Source organism: Oceaniglobus trochenteri (assembly GCF_020529025.1).
Taxonomy (GTDB): domain Bacteria; phylum Pseudomonadota; class Alphaproteobacteria; order Rhodobacterales; family Rhodobacteraceae; genus Oceaniglobus; species Oceaniglobus trochenteri.
The window spans coordinates 303161-323917 of the sequence record NZ_JACNMM010000006.1; the positions used below are offsets into that span (position 1 = coordinate 303161).

At 64.9% G+C, this 20757-nt stretch carries 17 protein-coding genes; 4 read left to right on the forward strand and 13 right to left on the reverse strand.

What is annotated here, in order from left to right; all coding sequences use genetic code 11:
- Window positions 1-31: 31 nt before the first annotated feature.
- Both H7828_RS12550 and H7828_RS12555 read right to left on the reverse strand, forming a co-directional pair.
- Entirely contained in the window at window positions 32-1306 is a 1275-nt protein-coding gene (locus tag H7828_RS12550) for an ABC transporter substrate-binding protein (RefSeq protein ID WP_226781387.1), read from the reverse strand.
- A gap of 63 nt (window positions 1307-1369) precedes the next feature.
- The gene (locus H7828_RS12555; RefSeq protein ID WP_226781388.1) at window positions 1370-2410 is read right to left on the reverse strand and encodes a LacI family DNA-binding transcriptional regulator; all 1041 of its coding nucleotides are present in this window, start codon (window positions 2408-2410) and stop codon (window positions 1370-1372) included.
- 110 nt (window positions 2411-2520) lie between these two features.
- On the opposite strand from H7828_RS12555, the gene H7828_RS12560 reads away from it, so the two are divergent.
- From H7828_RS12560 to H7828_RS12575, 4 genes are all read left to right on the forward strand, one after another.
- Entirely contained in the window at window positions 2521-3642 is a 1122-nt protein-coding gene (locus H7828_RS12560) for an ABC transporter ATP-binding protein (RefSeq protein WP_226781389.1), read from the forward strand.
- On the forward strand, window positions 3639-4556 hold the full coding sequence (locus H7828_RS12565; protein WP_226781390.1) for a nucleoside hydrolase: 918 nt from the start codon (window positions 3639-3641) through the stop codon (window positions 4554-4556). The genes H7828_RS12560 and H7828_RS12565 overlap by 4 nt, the downstream gene beginning before the upstream one ends.
- 21 nt (window positions 4557-4577) lie before the next feature.
- Window positions 4578-5525 (forward strand): nucleoside hydrolase, encoded by a 948-nt coding sequence (locus H7828_RS12570; RefSeq protein ID WP_226781391.1) that lies wholly within the window; start codon window positions 4578-4580, stop codon window positions 5523-5525.
- A 154-nt stretch (window positions 5526-5679) separates the two neighbouring features.
- The gene (locus tag H7828_RS12575) at window positions 5680-5916 is read left to right on the forward strand and encodes a WGR domain-containing protein (RefSeq protein WP_226781392.1); all 237 of its coding nucleotides are present in this window, start codon (window positions 5680-5682) and stop codon (window positions 5914-5916) included.
- Window positions 5917-6037: 121 nt separating this feature from the next.
- Here the strand turns inward: H7828_RS12575 and H7828_RS12580 are convergent, their stop codons facing one another.
- The 11 genes from H7828_RS12580 to H7828_RS12630 all read right to left on the reverse strand — a co-directional run bounded on the left by H7828_RS12580 (window position 6038) and on the right by H7828_RS12630 (window position 20750).
- Window positions 6038-7111, reverse strand: coding sequence for an SAM-dependent methyltransferase (locus H7828_RS12580; RefSeq protein WP_226781393.1), 1074 nt, complete (start codon window positions 7109-7111; stop codon window positions 6038-6040).
- Between the two features lie 13 nt (window positions 7112-7124).
- Window positions 7125-8024: a glycosyl transferase family protein gene (locus tag H7828_RS12585; RefSeq protein ID WP_226781394.1), complete on the reverse strand. Its 900-nt coding sequence runs from the start codon at window positions 8022-8024 to the stop codon at window positions 7125-7127.
- Complete coding sequence (locus tag H7828_RS12590) at window positions 8021-10651, reverse strand: nitrate reductase (RefSeq protein WP_226781395.1); 2631 nt, start codon at window positions 10649-10651, stop codon at window positions 8021-8023. Before H7828_RS12590 ends, H7828_RS12585 begins: the two co-directional genes overlap by 4 nt.
- Complete coding sequence (gene nirD / locus H7828_RS12595) at window positions 10651-10980, reverse strand: nitrite reductase small subunit NirD (protein WP_226781396.1); 330 nt, start codon at window positions 10978-10980, stop codon at window positions 10651-10653. The genes H7828_RS12590 and nirD overlap by 1 nt, the downstream gene beginning before the upstream one ends.
- Window positions 10977-13412 (reverse strand): nitrite reductase large subunit NirB, encoded by a 2436-nt coding sequence (nirB, locus tag H7828_RS12600; protein ID WP_226781397.1) that lies wholly within the window; start codon window positions 13410-13412, stop codon window positions 10977-10979. The genes nirD and nirB overlap by 4 nt, the downstream gene beginning before the upstream one ends.
- Window positions 13413-13417: 5 nt before the next feature.
- On the reverse strand, window positions 13418-15097 hold the full coding sequence (locus H7828_RS12605; RefSeq protein ID WP_226781398.1) for an ABC transporter ATP-binding protein: 1680 nt from the start codon (window positions 15095-15097) through the stop codon (window positions 13418-13420).
- Window positions 15098-15102: 5 nt separating this feature from the next.
- Window positions 15103-16185: an ABC transporter permease gene (locus H7828_RS12610; protein WP_226781399.1), complete on the reverse strand. Its 1083-nt coding sequence runs from the start codon at window positions 16183-16185 to the stop codon at window positions 15103-15105.
- 53 nt (window positions 16186-16238) lie between these two features.
- The gene (locus tag H7828_RS12615) at window positions 16239-17606 is read right to left on the reverse strand and encodes a CmpA/NrtA family ABC transporter substrate-binding protein (protein WP_226781400.1); all 1368 of its coding nucleotides are present in this window, start codon (window positions 17604-17606) and stop codon (window positions 16239-16241) included.
- A 248-nt stretch (window positions 17607-17854) separates the two neighbouring features.
- A complete protein-coding gene (locus tag H7828_RS12620) occupies window positions 17855-19030 on the reverse strand; it encodes an ABC transporter substrate-binding protein (RefSeq protein WP_226781401.1) in 1176 nt (391 codons plus the stop codon).
- Window positions 19027-19611 carry an ANTAR domain-containing response regulator gene (locus H7828_RS12625; RefSeq protein WP_226781412.1) on the reverse strand — a complete coding sequence of 195 codons (585 nt, stop codon included), beginning with the start codon at window positions 19609-19611 and terminating at the stop codon, window positions 19027-19029. The genes H7828_RS12620 and H7828_RS12625 overlap by 4 nt, the downstream gene beginning before the upstream one ends.
- A 272-nt stretch (window positions 19612-19883) precedes the next feature.
- Window positions 19884-20750 carry a helix-turn-helix domain-containing protein gene (locus tag H7828_RS12630; RefSeq protein ID WP_226781402.1) on the reverse strand — a complete coding sequence of 289 codons (867 nt, stop codon included), beginning with the start codon at window positions 20748-20750 and terminating at the stop codon, window positions 19884-19886.
- Window positions 20751-20757: the final 7 nt, after the last annotated feature.

A 20757-nucleotide genomic window follows, 5' to 3' on the forward strand; every position in this document is an offset into this window, starting at 1 on the left:
GGCCCCGGGGGGCCCGGCCTTGCTTTGGATCTTACTTGATCCGGCCCAGAGCGCGCTTGAGCTGGCGTTCCGCACCGTCGAGCGCCGATTCCGCATCGGTACCGTTGCGGATGTCGCTGAAGGTCCGGTTCATGATCGTCTCGAAGGTGACAAAGCCCCGGCTTCGGGGCCGCCCGGCCGCGGTGTTCTGCGTCTCGTGGCTGATGATGCCGATGGCCGATCCGATCTTGTCGGTCAGCGCCTCCATGTCGGCGGCGTACTTCTTGTAGGCTTCGGCATTGACCAGCGTGTTGGGGTTGCCTGCGATCGACAGATATACGCCCTCGGGATCCAGGGTGACATATTCGGCAAAGGCCCGTGCCGCGTCCAGTTTCTCGGAGTTGGGGTTGATTGCCACCGACCACGACCCGGTCGGTGTCGACGGTTTGCCGCCCTCGAAATACGGCACGGGGGCGACGCCGTAGTCCAGGTCGGGGTTGGCATCATAGCGGGCGATCGCCCAGGGACCGGCAATCATGAAAGCGACTTCGCCGTTGATGAACAGATCGTCCGTCTGTTCGGGGGTCACGCCGCGCGGCGCCAGGCCGTTTTCATAGAGATCGCCGTACCAGGCCGCGGTCTTGACCCAACCTTCGTTGGTGATGTCGGGCGTGAGCATGTCGTCACCGGTAAGCCCCGAGCCTGCGCCAGCGGATTCAAACAGGAACTGAAGCTGGTAATAACGGTCGACCTGCTGAAAGGTCAGCCCGTATTTCACCCCGTTCTCCTGAACGGTGCGGGCCATGTCCAGAAGCTCTTCCCAGGTCAACCGGCTCTCGGGATCGTCCGAGGGCATCTCCAGCCCGGCATCCTCAAGTATCTTGCGGTTGAAATACATCATCTGCGTCGAGGTCCACTGCGGGTAGGCATAGATGCTGCCATCGTAGCTGACCTGTTCGATGTCCACGGCGTTCGGGACGGCGGCTTCGATCACGTCCCGGCGGTCATCGAGGTTCAGAAGATACCCCTGCGAGGCGAAGGCCGGAATGCGCGGCGTATCGGCATGCAGAACGTCGATGCTGGTATCGCCCTGGCCAATTCGCGATTCGGTGGCGGCGTTCAGGTCGTTGAACGGCACCGACTGGTGGATCACCTCGATGTCGGGGTGGGCCTTCTCGAAGCCTTCGATCATCGGCTGGATCACCTCGTCGCGTTGCGCGCTCAGGAAATTGATCGTCGTCTTGTCCTGAGCCGTCGCGGCCGTGCCCGCTGCCAGAAGCGCCGTTCCGGCCACGAAGGCCCCGCGCATCAGGGTCCGCCTGTTCATTCCGTGCATGATTTCACCTCCCAGAGAAATTCTGCACAAGTGTGCAGACCCGCCCAAAAACTGTCAACAGGGAACGTCGCCCTCCCCGCCCTGGGCTTGGTCGACCGACGAGGCACGGATGACCAGTCGGGCAGGCACCTCGATGTGATGGGGCGCCCGCGGCTCCAGCCGCACGGCGGCGCCAATGTGTTCGACGGCAAGCGCGATCATCTCATCCACGTTCTGATCGACCGAGGTCAGGGCATGGGACGACCAGTCAGCCAACCCCGAGTTGTCAAATCCGGTGACCTTGACCTGCCGGGGAATTCGCAGGCCGAATTCCTTGCGGGCGACATCCATCACCGCAAAGGCCATCATGTCGTTGGCGCAGGCGATGGCATCCGGAAGCGTGTCGCCACCAAGGATCTGACGGGCCGCCGCGGCGCCACCGTCGTGAGTATAATGGCCGGTGACGATCCCGGCGGGCGAAAGGCCGCGCGCCGCCATCTGCCGCAGGAATCCGTCTTCGCGGTCCCGGCTGCTGGAGGAATCGGGATGACCGGCAACAAAGGCAATCCGTCGGCAGCCAAGGTCGGCCAGATGATCCACCACCGATTGCATGCCTGACCGGTTGTCGCAGGTGATCGAGGTGATTTCATCCTGCGCCATGAGGCGGTTGATCGCGATGATCGGCTTGTCTTGCGCCGCAAAGCGGACGGCCATCCGCGACGACAGGGTTGCGTTCGTCATCACCAATGCGTCCACCCGATAGGACATCATCTGGGTGATGTGGTGATCGGTGCTGTTCTCGTCGCCGAACAGGACAAGCGGTGCAAGCCCGGCCTTCTGCAATGCGGTGCCAAGTTTCTGAAGAAGGGCGGCGTAGAACGGGTTGTCCAGATCGGTCGAAACGACGCCGACAATGCCCGTGCGCCGTGTGATCAGGCTGCGGGCCATGGCGTTCGGCGAATAGCCCAGCGTTTCGGCCGCATGCAGCACCCGGGCGCGGGTTTCGTCCGAAATATAGGCCCCGGGCGTATAGGCACGCGAGACCGCCGAGCGGCTGACCCCGGCCAGCCGGGCGACATCCAGCGATCGGACCTGAGATCCGGATTTCCCTTTCATCACCCATGTCCTTCTTGACCTGCACTTCCCGTACAATATGGTGCACTCGTGTGCATAAGGGAATTGCGATTTCAGATCGCCTTGGTCGAAACCGGAAGGACGCGCAAAGCATGAGCACTGTGGAACTCGTCGGGTTGAAGAAATCCTATGCGAACGTGGAGGTGATCCATGGCGTCGACCTGTCGATTGCCGATGGCGAGTTCCTGGCCCTTGTCGGTCCGTCCGGCTGCGGCAAATCCACGCTTTTGCGGATGATCGCGGGTCTGGAAAGCATCACCGCGGGCGAAGTGCGTATGGACGGTCAGCGGGTGAATGAAAGCACCCCGAAGAAGCGCAACGTGGCGATGGTGTTCCAGAACTACGCGCTTTATCCCCATATGACGGTGCGCGAAAACGTGTCGCTGAACCTGCGTCTTGCCAAGGTGCCGAAAGCCGAGATCGCACAGAGGGTCGAAAATGCCGCCCGTCTGCTGGAGATCGAGCCAATCCTCGACCGCAAGCCATCGCAGCTTTCGGGGGGACAGCGCCAGAGGGTCGCCATGGGCCGCGCCATCGTGCGCGATCCGAAGGTCTTTCTTTTCGATGAACCGCTGTCCAATCTCGACGCCAAACTGCGGGTGCAGATGCGGGCCGAGATCAAGACGCTGCACCGCAAGGTCCGCACCACGGCCATCTACGTCACCCACGATCAGATCGAGGCCCTGACCATGGCCGACAGGATCGCGGTCCTGAACGCCGGGCGGATCGAACAGCTTGGCACCCCGATGGAGCTTTATGCGGCGCCGGTAAATCGCTTTGTCGCCGGGTTCATCGGTTCGCCGGCAATGAATTTCCTGCCGGCAGTGGTGCAGGGCGACGCTCTGCATCTGGACGGCGGAGCGGGGGTGCTGGCCCTCCCGCAGGGGCACGGCCTGGAAGACGGGCGCGCGGTAACCGCCGGTCTGCGCCCCGAACACCTGCGCCGCCAGGATGGGGCTGGCGCTTCGGACCACGGCCTCTCGGGCAGCATTGAGCAGGTGGAACCCACCGGCTCCCAGACCCATGCCGCCGTGCGGTGCCACGATCACCTTTTGCAGGTGGTCTTCGAAGGGATGATCCCCCTGGTGGTGGGCGATCCGGTTACACTGGGCGTCGATACCGCCAACCTCTATCTCTTCGACCCCGACGATGGCCGCGCCCTGTTGGATGGTCCCGCCGGTGCCACGCCCCCGACGCAAGGAGTTACCCCATGACCCATCTTGGCGATGCCGAACGCCTGCGCCTGCTGACCCCGCCCACCGGCAAGGTCCGCGCCGTCTTGGACACCGACACCTACAACGAGATCGACGATCAGTTCGCCATCGTGCAGATGCTGATGTCGCCTGACCGGATCGGCCTCGAGGCGATCTATGCCGCACCGTTCCACAACGCGCGCTCGAAGGATGCAGGGCACGGCATGGAACTGAGCCATGACGAAATCCTGCGCCTGCTGGAGCGCATGGACCGCAGCCCCGAGGGATTCGTCTTTCGTGGTGCCACCCGGTTCATGGGGCCGGAGAAGCGCGCGGTAACCTCGGATGCGGTCACCGACATGGTGAAGCGGGCCAGGGCCGCGACGCCGGAAGATCCGTTGTATATCGTCGCCATAGGGGCGATCACCAATGTCGCCTCTGCCCTTTTGGAGGCGCCCGAGATCATCGATCGCTGTGTCGTGGTCTGGCTGGGCGGCCATGCATTCGACTGGCCCCATGTGCGCGAGTTCAACCTGAAACAGGATGTGGGCGCCGCGCAGGTGGTTCTGGACAGTGGCGTGCCGCTGGTCCTCCTGCCTTGCATGGGTGTCGTGTCGCACCTGCTCAGCACCGTCCCCGAGATCGAAGCCCACGTCGAACCCCATGGCGAAATTGGCAGGTTCCTTGCGCAGCGTTACAAGGAATACAGCGACGACCACATCGGCTGGTCGAAGGAAATCTGGGACATGGCGCCGGTCGCCTGGCTGATCGACCCGAAGATGTGTCCGTCCGATCTGGTGGCAACTCCGGTTCTGACCGAAATTCCCACCTGGAGCGTGGACCGCTCGCGCCATCTGATGCGCTATGTGCACCACGTCGATCGCGACGCTATCCTGAAGGATTTCTTCCGCAAGATCGCCGCCCATGCGGCGTAACGCAGCTGAAAGGAAAGGGTCATGGGGCTGAGCGACCGGGAACGCGAACTGCGGCTGGAACCTCCGAAGGGCCGGGTTCGCATGGTGCTGGATACCGATACCTTCAACGAGATCGACGATCAGTTCGCGGTGGTCCAGATGATGTTGGCGCCAGAGCGCCTGTCGGTCGAAGCGATCTATGCCGCACCTTTCCGGAATGCGCGTGCATCAACCCCCGGAATCGGGATGGAGCTGAGTTACGAGGAGATCCTGCGCCTTCTGGACCGGCTTGGTGTTGCGGCGGAGGGGGCCGTTCACCGCGGAGTGACCCAGTATGTCGGCCCTGAAAAGGTCGCCCGCGATGCGCCCGCCGTCGACGACCTGATCGCCCGGGCCAGGAAGGACAGCGAAAGCCCCCTTTACGTCGTCGCCATCGGCGCCATCAGCAATATCGCGTCCGCCCTGTTGAAGGCGCCGGATATTGCAGACCGGATCGTCGTCGTCTGGTTGGGCGGTGACGCATTGGACTGGCCTCGCAGTTTTGCGCGAAACGCCGAATTCAACCTGATGCAGGATGTCGGAGGCGCGCAGGTGCTGTTCGACAGTGGTGTGCCCCTGGTGCTGATCCCGGCCATGGGTGTGACTTCGCATCTGACCAGCAGCGTCCTTGAGATCGAGAAACACGTCGAGCCCTGCGGCGAAATCGGTGCCTTTCTGGCCCGCCGGTTCAAGGAGTACTCTGACAATCACACCGGCTGGACCAAGGAAATCTGGGACATGGCCGCGATTGCCTGGTTGCTGAACGCCGAATGGGCCCCTTCGATCACGATTCCCACGCCCGTTCTGACAGACGATATCGGCTGGAAGGACGGCGGGACGAGGCACAGGATGCGCTATGTCCGCCACGTCGAACGCGATCCGATCCTGAGGGATTTCTTTGCCAGGCTGATCGGCTTTCAGGATGGCAGGATCAGCCCCGGCTTCCGTTGACCCCCTCTGCCGCTGACCCTGAGGGAGAGGCATTGCAAAGGCCCGGGCCAAGACACGGAACCTTGCCCCGGCAAGTGCAGTGATGGGATAACATTTGCAAAATCCCACGGCCCGGAGTCTAACATGGGGGTATCGATGATCCGGGGAGCTGGAAATGTCCGTCTACATGGAGAAGATCGAGCCGGAAACGAACTGCTACCGTTTCTATGAAATCCGCATCGAGCCGGACCTGTTTGCCGAGAGATCCCTCGTGGTTTCGTGGGGCCGCATCGGGCAGCGCGGGCGCATGGCGGTGCGCGGGTCTGGGGACAGGCTGTCGGTCGAATGCCTGGCCGCGACGATCTGCAAGACCCGGCTAAAGAGGGGCTACAACGCAATTCCGCCGTGTTGATGGCAGATTCGGCGTGTGGGGAGGCAGCGCCCTGAATGTAATGATCCGGAACAACGGCCAGCCCGGCTGTACCGATTTGCGGCGCGAACCCGGGTTCTGACGGTCCTGCACGATGGAGCGTTCAAACAGGCGCCGAAACCTGTCGGCTGTCTTCACGATCGCAGTTCGCCCAATGGGCCATGATCTGCGTCGAAGCGGCGGCAACCCCCGGCACAAGTTCCACCGGAATGCCGGCGGTCCGCGCGGCGCGGATTTCTTGGTCGGCGCGGCCAAGAATACCCGGATCGCCCGATTTCAGCCGCACCACGCTGCGCCCCTTGCGGGCCTCGGCAACGATCATTCGATTGATCCGATCCTGCGGCCATGGATGTGCACCTGGGTGCTTCCCGACGAAGATCCGTTCGGCATCGCGGCGGGCAAGATCCAGCATATCGTCGTCGACCTGGCGGTCGTGAAAGATCACGTCGGCCTCCTGCAACCGCTCCACCGCCCGCAGGGTCAGCAGATCCCGCGCACCCGGACCGGCCCCGACAAGGGTGATCCGGCCGGTGCCCGCGCCTTCGAGCCGGCCTCCGGCACCGATCGCATCCTTGATGGAACGCGCGGCCGCGCGCTCGGCCCCCCGAACCCAGGCTGCGCGGGGTGCGCCCTTGAACACCCAGGCCCAGAAGGCGCGCCGCCCTTCCCGGGGTATGGCATGGGCGACGCCGGGGCGAAGCCGCCCGGCCAGCGCGGCCAGACCGCCGATGTTGGGGGGCAGCATACGTTCGATACCGGTGCGGATGTCGCGCACCAGCACAGGCGCCGTGCCTTCGCTGCCGATGGCCACGACCACCGGATCGCGATCGACGATGGCCGGGGTGGTGATGTCGCACAGCTCGGGGCGATCTACCACGTTCACCGGGCACCGCGCCGCTCTGGCCAGCGCCTGCGCCGCGGCGTCCAGCCCGGGACAGCCGGTTGCGACAAAGGCCATGGCCGCATCATCGAAGACCTGCGCCGTCAGTCCCCTGACCTGCCGCGCCCGCCCGGTGACGACAAGGCGCTGCAATTCGTCATCCAGCGCCGCGGCAACCAGCACCAGTTGGGCATCGGTCCGCAGCAGCAGGCGCGCCTTTTGCGCCGCCTGTTCGCCGCCGCCCACGATGATCACGCGGCGCCCCGTCGTGCGGATGAACATGGGAAAGGCTTTCATGGGATCTCTCCTGTCAGGCAGGGTGGCGCGCGTGGCGGGATTGCCACAGGCGGGCGGCAGCGTGGCGGCCTTCGGGCACGCCGAGGGTTTCAAGGGCAAGCGCGGCGGTTTCGGTGACAATTTCCACGTCATGCCCCGGCGCGGGCCCGGCCTGCGCGGCATGGGGCGGCACGCTGCCCTGCCAGGGCGCCCCATCGCGTAGCCCGAAGGTGACGGTTTCCTTTGCGGGGTTAAGCTCGAACTCGCCCCCGCCGCCTTTGATCACGGTCAGGCTTTTCCAGCCCAGCAGCGCCGCCGCATCGGCCTGAAGCAATCGGTATGAGGGGTGGAACACGCCCTGAACGCCGGCAGGTGCGCGCGCGGGGTTCAACATCCGGCACACCGTGTTGACGCAGGACCGCAGGCCCAGCACCTCGCGCAGGGTCAGAAGGCGGAACAAGGCCGGATGGGCGATTTCGAGGGGCAGATAGGCAATGCCGTCACGGTCCAGCAGTTCGGCGCTCTCGTCCACACTGCGGGCCCGGGCGATCCCGGCCACCGCCAGCCCGTCGCGCACCTTCGGATCGGTCCCGTTCCAACCGTGCAGCATCACCCGCCGCCCCGAGTCGGCCACCAGCCGGGCCGACATCAGGAACCAGGGTGCGCCCCGGGTGCGTCCGGCGGCATAGCTGGGCCAGTCCAGATCGGCATGCGGGCAGCCTGGCAGGGCGGCCTGCGCGGCCGCGGCAAGGCCCGCGATCTCGTCTGGGGTTTCGCCCTTCATGCGCAACAGCATCAGCAAGGCACCAACGGCTTCGGGGGCGGTATCCGCCGCCAGCATCAGCGCCATCGCCTCCTGCGCCTCGGCCCGGGTCAACGAACGCGAGCGTCCCGGCCCCCGGCCCAGGATGCGGACATGTTCTGCCAGGCTCATTCTGCGGCCTCGCGGTGGCGGGTGTTCCGAAGCAGTTCCGCGATCTCCGAGCGGCAGGAGCCGCAGTTCGTGCCCGCCCCCAGCATATCACCGATCCGCTCGACCGTGGTGCAGCCCCGGGTTTCGATCGCGTCGACGATGCTGTTCACGCCGATGCCAAGACAGGCACAGAGCACCGGCCCCGGGTCGGGCCGGTCGGCAGGCGGGCGGCCGGTCAGGGCCTGCGCATTGTCGGTGCCGGGCAGGGTTGCCAGATAATCCCGCATCGCCGCAACCGGCCCAGACGCCGCGAAGAGGGCGCCAGAGATGATCCCATTCCGGTGCAGGACGATCCGGGCCGCGCCCCGTCTTTCATCGATGACCGAGGCCGCCTCGGCATCCGGCAGCGCCAGAAACCGCCGCGCTTCCGCTTCCCAATCGGCAACCGGCGTGCATCCTGCCAGTTCCGCACGATACCCGGTGTGGGTCCGGCTTTGGGCCCAATAGGTGCAGTCGGGCGCCATTTCCCCCCGCGACACCGCGAAGCCGTACCAGGCGGCGGCAAAACGGGTTACGGCCACGACCGCGGCCTTGCTTTCGGGCTGACCCGAGAGAGGATCGGTGGCGGCCGCGATCACGGCATCGATGCGGGCGGTGGGGGCCGTTTCCGCGGTCCAGTGCATCGGGGCAAAGACCTGCCCGGGTTGCACCGCGTCCGAGATGCGCGCGCGCAGGATCGCGGTGCCCTCGGGGCTGGTCACCTTTACCAGGTCGGCCGCGCCGACCCCCAGACGCCCTGCGTCACCGGGATGGATTTCCAGGAAGGGCTCGGGCAGATGGGCCGCAAGGCGCGGGCTGAGGGCGGTACGGGTCATGGTGTGCCACTGATCGCGCAACCGCCCCGTGTTCAGCCGGAAGGGAAAGCGCGCGCTTGTCCGGGCGGCGGGCGGCTTCCATGCCACAGGCAGCATGCGGGCCTTGCCGTCGGGATGGAAGAACCGCCCGTCACCGAAGAACCTGCCGCCTCTGCGCCCCCTGGCAATCGGCCAGCGTTGCGGGGCAAGACAATCGTATTCCGCGTCGGAAATCCGGGCGAGCGCGGAGATGTCGAAATCCAGCCCGAACCCGGCGGCAATTCCGGAAAGTGCGGCATGTTCGCGGAAGATCGCGGACGGCCCGGCATAGTCGAAAGCCTGGCCAAACCCCATGCGGCGGCCCACCTCGGCCAGGATGGCCCAGTCGGGGCGGGCCTGCCCCGGCGGGGGCAGGACACTGCGCTGGCGGCTGATGGTGCGGTCGGAATTGGTGACGGTGCCGTCCTTTTCGGCCCAGGCGGTGGCGGGCAGCAGCACATCGGCCAGCCGGGCGGTATCGGTGCCGGCGGTGATGTCGCTGACCACGGTGAAGGGGCAGGCGGCGATGGCATCGCGCACCGCGTCGGCATCGGGCATGGATACGGCGGGGTTGGTGTGAATGATCCAAAGAGCCCGGATCTGCCCGCTGCCGACCGCGCGAAACATGTCGACAGCCTTCAGCCCCGCACCTCTGGGCACACGGGGCACCTTCCAGAATTCGCAGACGGCGGCGCGGTGATCGGCGTTTTCCAGGTCCAGATGGCAGGCCAGGGTGTTGGCCAGACCGCCGACCTCGCGGCCGCCCATGGCATTGGGCTGCCCGGTGACCGAGAAGGGGCCGCAGCCCGGCTTTCCGATCCGCCCCGTGGCCAGATGGCAGTTCAGGATGGCATTTACCTTGTCGGACCCGGAGCTCGACTGGTTCACCCCTTGGCTATAGACCGTCACGACCTTCCGGGTTTCGATCCAGAGCCGGCAGAAGGCCGTGATCTGCGCAGGCTCCAGCCCGGTGACGGCGGCATCGTCCTGCCGCGCGGTGGCCAGGGCCGCCGTGGCCCCTTTGACATGGGCGGCAAAGGCATGATCGATGGCGCCGGCGTCCGCGATCGCCGCCAGAAGCGCGTTGAACAGCGCCACGTCGCTGCCCGGTTGCAGGGCAAGGTGCATATCCGCGCCATCGCAGCTTGCCGTGCGGCGGGGGTCGATCACGACGATCCTGGTGCCCCGCGTCCGGCGTGCGGCAAGCAACCGCTGGTAAAGGACCGGATGACACCAGGCAAGGTTCGAACCGACCAGGACGACCAGATCCGCCTCGTCGATATCCTCATAGGTGCCGGGCACGGTATCGGTGCCGAAGGCGCGCTTGTGGCCCACGACCGAGGACGCCATGCAAAGCCGCGAATTGGTGTCGATGTTGGCCGATCCGATGAAGCCCTTCATCAGCTTGTTGGCGACGTAGTAATCCTCGGTCAGCATCTGGCCCGAGACATAGAAGGCCACGCTGTCGGGCCCATGCGCGGCGATGGTGTGCGAAAACCTGTCCGCCACCCGTTGCAGCGCGGCATCCCAGCCCGCAACGCGCCCGTCCATGCGCGGCGTCAGAAGCCGTCGCCGTGGATCCAGCGTTTCACCCAGGGCCGCGCCCTTGGAACACAACCGCCCGAAATTCGCCGGATGGTCCGGATCGCCGCGCAGGTGCAGCCCCCCCTGCCCGTCCGGGCGCAGCAGCACGCCGCATCCCACCCCGCAGTAAGGACAGGTCGAGCGCGTTTCGGGCAGGCCCGCCCCGTCCATCACGCGGCGCTCCGCGCGGTGAGCCGCGCCCCCTCGATCAGGACCCGGCCCCGTTCGATCCGCACCGGGAAGATGTCCAGCCGGCCGTCCTCGCCCTGCGCCTGCCCGGTGTTCAGGTCGAAGACCCAGTTGTGCAGGGGGCATGTCACGGATTGTCCATGCACGATCCCCTCTGACAAGGGCCCGCCCCGGTGCGGACAACTGTCCGAGGCGGCGAAAATCTCGTCCGCTCCGGTGCGGAACACCGCGACGCAGCCCAGTGCCGTCTTGATCCTGCGGGCGCCGCGCAGGGGAATGTCTTCCAGTGCGCCGATGTCGATCCAGTTCATTCCGCAGCCTCCAGTGTCAGGTCGGCCAGCGGCTGGAAACGCTGCGCCTCTTTCGCTTGTTCCGCCCAGGGGTCCTTGCGGTAGATGGATTGCGACAGTTCGAAGGCCGCGATCAGGCGGGCGCGTTCTTCCATGTCGTCGACGACCCGCGCCCGGACCCATTCCAGCCCGACCCGCGCCACCCACTTGTAAGGCCGGTCCAGATACCTGGCGTTCTCGCGGTAGAGCTGCACGAAGGCCACGGTCAGCTCGATGGCCTCCTGTTCGGTGGTCGCATCTGCCAGGCGTTCGGTTTCCTTCACGTCCATGCCCGCCGCGCCCGCGACGCCAACCTGGTATCCGCTGTCCACGCAGATGATGCCGACGTCCTTGCAAGTCGCCTCGGCGCAGTTGCGCGGACAGCCCGACACGCCCAGCTTTACCTTGTGGGGCGTCCAGGACCCCCAGAGGATCTGTTCCAGCCGGATGCCAAGACCGGTGCTGTCCTGCGTGCCGAACCGGCAGTGATCGGTGCCGACACAGGTTTTCACCGTGCGCAGCCCCTTGGAATAGGCGTGACCGGACACCAGCCCCGCCTTGTTCAGATCGGCCCAGATGTGGGGCAGATCCTCGCCCTTCACGCCCAGCAGGTCGATACGCTGGCCCCCCGTAACCTTCACCGTGGGCACGTTGTACTTGTCCGCCGCATCGGCGATGGCGCGCAGTTCTGCCGGGTTGGTGATGCCGCCCCACATGCGCGGCACGACGCTGAAGGTGCCGTCCTTCTGGATGTTGGCATGCCGGCGTTCGTTCACGAAACGGCTTTGCGGATCGTCGCGATACTCCTGCGGCCAATCTGCCAGAAGATAGAAATTCACCGCCGGGCGGCAGACATGACAGCCGTTGCGCGTTCTCCAGCCCAGTTCTTGCCAGACCGCTTCCTGGCTTTTCAGGGCCCGCGACTTGATCAGCCGGCGCAGATCGTCGTGGGTCAGATCGCAGCAGCCACAGACCGGCTGTGCCGCCGGTGCCTGGAAATCCTCGCCCAGCGAAACCTGAAGCAGCTGTTCGACAAGCCCGGTGCAGGTTCCACAGGACGCGCTGGCCTTGGTCCGGGCCCTTAGCGTGCCCAGATCCCTGGCGCCCGCTTCGATCGCGTCGATGATGGTGCCCTTGCAGATGCCGTTGCAGCCACAGATTTCCGCATCACGCGGCAATGCTGCAACGGCTGAGAGAGGGTCCGCGGAAGAGCCCCCCTGAAAGGACGGCCCGAAGATCAGCGTCTCGCGCATCTCGTCGATGGGTGTGGCGTCCTTGATCAGCTGGAAGAACCAGTTCCCATCGGCGGTGTCGCCATACATCACCGCACCGACAAGCCTTGTCCCCTCGATCACCAGCCGCTTGTAGATGCCGCGGGCGGGATCGCGGAACACGATATCCTCGCGCCCCGGCGCCTCGGCGAAGTCGCCCGCGCTGAACAGGTTGCATCCCGTGACCTTCAGCTTCGTCGCCACGTCCCGCACGACGAAATCCTCGGCTTCTCCCAGAAGCGCCCGCGCCAGAACCCTGGCCTGTTCGTAAAGCGGCGCGACCAGGCCGAAGAGGTGGCCGTCGTATTCGGTACATTCGCCCACGGCGTGGATGTCGGGATCGCCGGTCGTGCGCATCTGCGCATCGACGACAATTCCGCGCCCCACCTCAAGCCCGGCATCGTTGGCAAGCCGCGTTTCCGGCCGGATGCCGACGGCCATCACCACCAGATCGGCCTCCAGCATCGTCTTGTCTTCCAGCAGAACGCCCTCGACGCGGGTGTCCCCCAGGATTGCCGCCGTCGAGGCCTGCGTCCTGATGGCAATGCCCCGCTTTTCCAGGTCGCGGCGCAGAAGATAGCCCGCCGCCGGGTCCAACTGGCGTTCCATCAGGTGGCCCATTAGGTGCAGCACGGTGACTTCCATGCCCCGCTGGGCCAGCCCGGCCGCCGCCTCGAGGCCCAGAAGGCCACCGCCGATCACGACGGCCTTGCCCCCATTGCCGGCCGCTTCGATCATGGCGTTGGTGTCGTCCAGATCGCGGTAGGTGATGACCCCCGGCAGATCCTTGCCCTGCACCGGAATGATGAAGGGCGCAGACCCGGTGGCGACGATCAGCTTGTCATAGGGAACCGGCCCGTTCTGCCCGATGACCAGTTTCTCGGCCCGGTCGATCCTGACGACGTGTTCGCCGAAACGACAGGTTATGCCCTGCGCCGCGTACCAGTCATCGTCATGGGTGACGATATCGGCATAGGTCTGTTCGCCCGACAGGACCGGAGACAGCATGATCCGGTTGTAGTTTCCGCGCGGTTCGGCGTTGAACAGCGTGATGTCGTAGGCATCGGGTGCCGTTTCGACCAGGTGTTCGATGACACGGCCCGACGCCATGCCCGCACCGATGATGACAAGTTTCCGTTTCATCGCGTTCACTCCGCAGCCATGGCCCCGGGGGCCGGTTTCTTCGGCTTTGCGCCGTGTTCGTAGTCTTCGAGGAATTCCAGCACCTGCTGCCGGTAGTCGTAGTAATCGGGGTGTTCGAGCAGGGCCTTGCGGGTGCGTGGGCGCGGCAGATCGACCTTGGTGATCTTGCCGATGGTCGCCTGTGGCCCGTTGGTCATCATCACCACCCGGTCGGCCAGCAGGATCGCCTCGTCCACGTCGTGGGTCACGCAGATCGCGGTGACCTTGGTACGGCTCCAGACCTCCATCAGAACCTCCTGCAATTCCCAGCGGGTGAGGCTGTCGAGCATGCCGAAGGGTTCGTCCAGCAACAGCAGCTTGGGCGACAGGGCGAAGGCGCGGGCGATCCCGACGCGCTGCTGCATACCGGTGGACAGATCGCAGGCGGGCCGGTCCATCGCCCCCGCCAGGCCGACCCGTTCAAGATAGTATTCGACCACGTCCTGACGCTCGGCCCGCGAGGCGCGCGGATAGACCTTGTCGACGCCGATCGCCACATTCTCCTTCGCGGTAAGCCAGGGAAACAGGTTGGGCGACTGGAAGACCACGGCGCGCTCGGGGTCGGCGCCCTGCACATGAAAGCCATCCAGCCGGATCGCCCCCTTGGAAATGCCGTTCAGCCCCGCCGCCATGGTCAGCACTGTCGACTTGCCGCAACCCGAATGGCCGATCAGCGAAATGAACTCGCCGCGGTCGATCTTCAGGTCGAAATCCTCGACCACGGTCAGCGGTCCGCGCGGCGTGGCATAGACCTTGTGCAACTGGCTGAAGTCCAGAAAGCGGTCGTCGATCATCCCCTTCTGCGCATCCTTCACCGCCGCCGGCACCCCATGGATCGGCGTGACATCGGGCAGGGTCCGGGTGCTCTCGATCCGCGCTTCGATGCCCATGTCCACCAGGTAACCGGTGACATCCGCGCGCAGGCGTTTGAACGCCGGATCGGTGTTCATCTTGGTCCGGTCGCGCGGACGCGGGAGGGCGACCCTGAACTCCTTGCCCAGGGTGCCGTCCGGGTTCAGGGCGATGATCCGGTCGGCAAGGATGATCGCCTCGTCCACGTCGTTTGTGATAAGGACGCATGTCTTGCGCTCGGACTGCCAGATATGTTCGATCTCGTCGGCCAGGTTGGCGCGGGTCAGTGCGTCGAGGGCGCTGAGCGGTTCGTCCAGCAGCAGCATCTCGGGGTTCATGGCCAGCGCACGGGCCACGTTGACCCGCTGGCGCATCCCGCCGGACAGTTCCGCCGGGCGACGGCCCGCCGCATGGGTCAGCCCCACCATGTCAACGTAATGCGCGACCTTCTGCGCCTTCTGGTCTCTGGACAGTTCGGGGAATACGGTGTCGACCGCCAGCCCCACGTTGCCCGAAACCGTCAGCCAGGGCATCAGCGAATAGCGCTGGAAGATCACCCCGCGCTCTGGCCCCGGCCCCGTCACCGGGTCACCCTTGAACGTCACCCGGCCCGATGTGGGTTTTTCCAGTCCCGCCATGAGATTGATCAGCGTTGTCTTGCCGGTGCCCGAGAACCCGAGAAGGACCAGGAATTCGCCGTCCGCCACCTCAAGCGAGATGTCCCTGAGCACATGCGACGCATGGGTGCCGGTGCCGAAACTCTGCGATACGTTTTCGAATGTAAGAATGCCCATGCCGCTTACCTGTTGTTCGTGAAGGTGAAAAGCGATTGCAGCGCGAACATCACCCGATCCAGCAGGAAGCCGATGATCCCGATGGTCAGCACCGCGACCATGATCCTGGCCAGCGAACTGGACGATCCGTTCTGAAACTCGTCCCAGACGAATTTGCCAAGTCCGGGGTTCTGCGCCAGCATCTCGGCCGCGATCAGCACCATCCAGCCGACACCCAGCGACAGGCGCAACCCGGTAAAGATCAGCGGCAGGGCCGAGGGCAGGACCAGCCTGGTGATCTTGGTCCAGGTGTTCATCTTCAGAACCTTCGAGACGTTCACCAGATCCCTGTCGATCGAGGCGACCCCCAGCGCGGTGTTGATCAGCGTCGGCCAGAGCGAGCAGAGCGTCACCGTGATGGCCGAGATCACGAGGCTCTTGGGAAGAAGCCCCTCGCCCGTTGCGGACAGCGCCGAGACGATCATCGTCACGATGGGCAGCCAGGCCAGCGGCGACACGGGTTTGAAGATCTGGATCAGCGGGTTGAGCGCGGCATTGGCGGTGGGTGACAGCCCCGCCGCAATGCCCAAAGGCACGGCAAAGGCGGTGGCGATCACGAAACCGACGAAGACCGTCCCGATCGAGGTCAGGATCTGCTGGTAATAGCTGGGCGCGCCGGTATAGCCGATGGTCTTGACCTCGTCGGCGCGGCCGGCTTCGGCCAGACGCTGGTTGCGCTGTTCGACCATGGCTTCGAACCTCACACGCTTTTCGGCCTTGGCCTGCGCATCCTGGTGCAGGTTCACCACCTCGGCCCAGACCTGCGCCGGGCCGGGCACCGCCCCGAGCGAGGTTTGCACACGCGGCGCAAGCATGCCCCAAAGCAACAGGAACGCCGCAATGGCCAGCAGCGGCACCGCCAGCAGGCGCCATATCTCGCGCAGCTGCGCCGAGGGATTGTCACCGGCAGCCGCCCTGAGGACAGGGGTGATCCAGGACAGCCCCAGCACCCGGAACCATTTGTCTGCGGTGTTGATCCGGGTAAAGAGCCGGGCGCGGCGCGCGGTGCGGTCGGCGGTTTCGGAAAAGTCGGGATTGGCGGTCGTCATCGGGGAATCCTCGGCGGTCTGGAATGGAATGCGGTCGGTGGCGCGGAACGGGATCAGCCTTCGACACCCGAGCCGACGACCCGTTGCGCCCCCTTCAGCCCGATGGGCAGGCTGTCGAGATAGGCGTTTGGTCTGCGGCCGTCGTAGGGAATGCCGTCGATGATGTCGGCGGCGGGGGTCGGGGCCTTGTAACCGTCGCTGTCCCAGGGAAAGTCGGCCTTGTCCGCCAGCCCTTCGTCCACCAGAAGACGGGCCGCCCTGAGATAGATTTCCGGCTTGTAGACGCTGCGCGCCACCTCATCGTACCAGCTGTCGGGTTTGGGCCCGTCGATCTGCCCCCAGCGACGCATCTGGGTCAGGTACCAGACCGCATCCGAATAGAAGGGATATGTGGCGTGGTGCCGGAAGAAGACATTGAAATCGGGAATGTCGCGCCGGTCGCCCTTCTCGAATTCGAAGAACCCGGTCATGGAGTTCGCGATCACTTCCCGGTCGGCGCCCACGTATTCGGGGCGGCTGAGGATGTCGACAGCCGCAGGGCGGTTGGCGTTTTCGTTCTCATCCAGCCAGATCGCCGCACGGATCAGCGCCTTGGTGATGGCCAGCGTGGTGTTGGGATATTGCGCCGCGAACTCGGCGCGGATGCCGAAAACCTTCTCGGGATTGTTCTTCCAGACCTGGTGGTCGGTGATCACCGGCACCCCGATGCCCTTGAACACGGCCTGCTGGTTCCAGGGTTCGCCCACGCAATAGCCGTGGATCGTGCCTGCCTCGAGCGTGGCAGGCATCTGCGGCGGCGGTGTGACCGAAAGATAGACATCGGCGCCGATCTGGCCGGTCACGTTCTCGGAGCTGTAATATCCCGGGTGAAGCCCCCCTGCCGCCAGCCAGTAGCGCAGTTCGTAGTTGTGGGTCGAAACCGGAAACACCATGCCCATGTTGAAGGCCCTGCCCTCCTCGCGGAACCCATCGACGACAGGCGCCAGGGCCTTGGCGGAAATGGGGTGCTGCGGTCGGCCATCCTCCAGTTTCGGGATGTGGGGCAGCATCTTTTCCCAGACCTCGTTGGACACCGTGATGCCGTTGCCGTTCAGGTCCATCGAGAAGGGCGTGACGATATGCGCCTCGGTGCCAAAGCCGATGGTTGCCGCCAGGGGCTGACCGGCCAGCATATGCGCCCCGTCCAACTGACCGTCGATCACACCGTCCAGCAGGACCTTCCAGTTCGCCTGGGCTTCGAGCGTGACGAAGAGGCCCTCGTCCAGGAAATAGCCGTTCTCATAGGCCACGGCGAGTGGCGCCATATCCGTCAGCTTGATGAAGCCGAAGGTGAGTTCGTCCTTTTCGAGTTCGGCCATCTGGGCGAGCGCGGGGCATGTCCAGGCGACAGATGCCAGAAGCCCCAGAAGAAGGTTTTTCATCGCTTGTCCTTTCGGTGCACCGGGCGCGAAGGCCGGCACGATAAACGCAAAAAAGCCGTTCACTGACCGCCGATGGTTTCGGCGGAAAGCGAGCGGCTTTGCTCAGGAATTCCCTGACATTGGGAGGAATTTCGTGTCACCCCACGCCATTGCAGGGCGACATCCTTTTTATGCGGCAGCGCAGCATGGCAGAAAAGCCGAATGCGGCATTGCCCCCCCTTCGGCGGGGCGGATTGCCCAAGATTTGCTCACCCGGGCCGGGAAGGATCAAAAATCAGTCCGTCGAAGAACGCATCGGGCAACAACGACAGGTTTCCTCGGACCGCGGGCACCAGCATCGGCTGGCGAATCGAACCTTCCACCTTTTCCGATGCGCCGGGCAGTTCGCACCCGGTGCCCGCAAGATGCCGCCGGTGCAGATCCGAGCGGAACACAAGTGCTGCATCGTCCCGCGCCGCGCGCGTGGTTGCGGGATGCGCGCGCCCCAGATGCGCGGCGATCCACCTGGCCTGGCTGCGCCAGGGAAAGGTTGCCGCGCCTTCGTGAAATTCAAGGAACCGGTCGACCCGCCGCTGTTCGCCCCGTCGCGACAGGGTCAGATGCCCCGAAAGCGCACGGTCGATCAGCTCGGGCGGGACGTCGAGGTATGTCCGGCGCGACAGGATCTCGGCGGTGGCGGCGCGGCTGTCGGGGTTCGACACCCATCGCCCGGCCCGCCAGACCGCGCGCATCAGCCGGCCCAGAAGATCCGGCTCGGTTTCGGCCCAGGCGCTGCGCACCGCCAGCACCTTTTCTGGGGCGAAATTCCAGATCGCCCGCCCCGGCAGCAAAAGCGCCCCGGCCCCCTGCTCTACCGCGAAGGACCCCCAGGGTTCCCCCACACAGAAGGCATCCACGTCCCCCGCCGCCAGCGCGTTCGCCATCAGCGGCGGCGGCACCGTGCGTATCTCGATCCCACCGGGGCCAAGGGCTGTACCGGCGGCCCAGTACCGCAGCAATTCCACATGCATCGAAAAGGGAAAGGGAACGCCAAAGGTCAGCGGCCCGCCACCCACCCGGGCAAGTGCCGCCGCCGCGCGCAACGGGTCGGAGAAATCGAACCGGTATCCATCGGCCCGAAGCCTGTCTTCCAGCCCCCTTCCCACTCCGATGACATTACCGTTCACCGACAGCACGGAAACGGCGGAAACAGCGGTGGTCACGCCCCCCAGCCCCATGGCCATGGCGACGGGAACCGGCGAAAGCAGGTGTGCGGCATCTACCCGGCCAAAGGCCAGCATGTCGCGCACCGATGACCAGGACGGCGCGGCGATCAGTTCAAGCGATATGCCCTCGTCCTCGGCAAACCCCATTTCCTGCGCCATGATCAGCGGCGCCGCATCCACCAGAGGCATATAGGCAACCGGAAGCGATACCGCCTTCATCCCAGAAGCCTCGCGGCGGTTGCCAGCGCCTCGGCCACCTCGGCCACCCGGCGGCCCTGGTCCATCGCCGCCTTGCGCAGCAGGGCATAGGCGGCATCCTCGTCGATGCCCTTTGCCTTCATCAACAGCCCCTTGGCACGGTCGATCACCTTGCGTTCTTCCAGGGCGCGGCGCGTTTCGGCCAGTTCGTTGCGCATCTGGCGCACGATCCTGAACCGGGCAATCGCGGTGTCCATGATCGGCTTGATCCTCTCGGGTGACAGGCCATCCACCACGTAGGCCGAGACCCCCGCCTCGATCGCCGTCTGCGCCAGGCCACCCGCGGCCCCGGAAACGAACATGGCGACGGGCCGGTCCAGCGGCCCCGAGGCAAGGGTCAGTTCCTCCATCATGTCGCGTGTCGGATTGTCGATGTCGATCAGCACGATATCCGGCGCATGGGCCGCGATCTTGCGCGCGAGGCCGCTGGAGTTTCCGATCACGAAGACATCGCAGTCACCGGCATCCTTCAGCGCATCGACGATCGCCATCGCGCGGGCGCGATCCTCTTCGACGACAACAATGGTAAGCCCTCCGGTCATGTTCAGCGGTGTGAAGCCGGACAGCGGAAACGACAACGGCCAACGTCATCTCATTCACGCATTGACGCGGTTGCCCGCCCGATGCCCAAGAAATCATCCCTTGCGGCGCAAAAAGCGCCGCTTGCCGCACGCATCCGGGACGAACCGCCCGGGTGACGTCGCCCTGCCCGTTCCGTTCATCCTGCTGTTCACCGGGTCGACCATTTGCGCGGTCCGGATGAAGGCCCCGTCCAATGGCAGAGGTACTTCGGCCAAGGCCGGCTTTGAATCGTTCACCTGCCCGGATTGCGCGACCGATCGCGGCTTCGGAACGCGGTCGGGGTCACACCAACGTGCCGCACGAAAGCATCGTAGAACCGGCTGAGCGATCCGAAGCCGCAGTCGAGCGAAATCTCGATCACCTTCCGGTCGCTGGTCAAAAGCAGGTAGCAGGCAAAAGCGATGCGCTGTTCCGTCAGAAACGCGATGGGCGTCCGACCCGTCTGCCCCTTGAAAACCTGGCCGGCATAGTTCCGGTGAAGCCCCGCCGCCGACGCGATATCGAAAAGCGTGATCGGGCTGGCCAGATTCCCGAATATGAAGCTTTTCATACGGGCCGTCGCAATCGAGGCATCCCGCTGGTGCCGGTTTGAATCTTTGGGCGTGACCATGCGGTTCTGGTGCCGTTGAATGGCCATGCGCACGATTCGGGCCCGCATCTCGAGGATCGCCACCTGAAGGAGCTTTGGATGTCCCGACTTCATGTCGGCAAGCCAGGTCGCAAGCTGCTGCTTGTCCACTTCAAGCGAGCGATCGCTGCGTTCCTCCAGCAAGACGCCTGAAAACAAGGCGTCCAGGAACCATTTCGGAAGTTCCCAGCGGTGCAGGAACACGGCGGGCAGGGTTATCCACGTCAGGATCGTGCCTTCCGCAATCGACACTGTGCGATGGGGGGTCACACCGCTGAAGATATACATCTTGCCGGGGCCACAGGTCACACGCGTGCCAAGGAACTCGTATTCGACCTGACCGGATTCCAGGTAGTTGATTTCGATATCGGAATGGGTGTGCCCTTGCTCCATCAACAGGGGCGGTCCCCGGCGGCCCCGAAGTCCGGTTTGTTGAAAAATGTAGGGCTGGTCGCCGGCTTCCTCTTCCATATCTTAA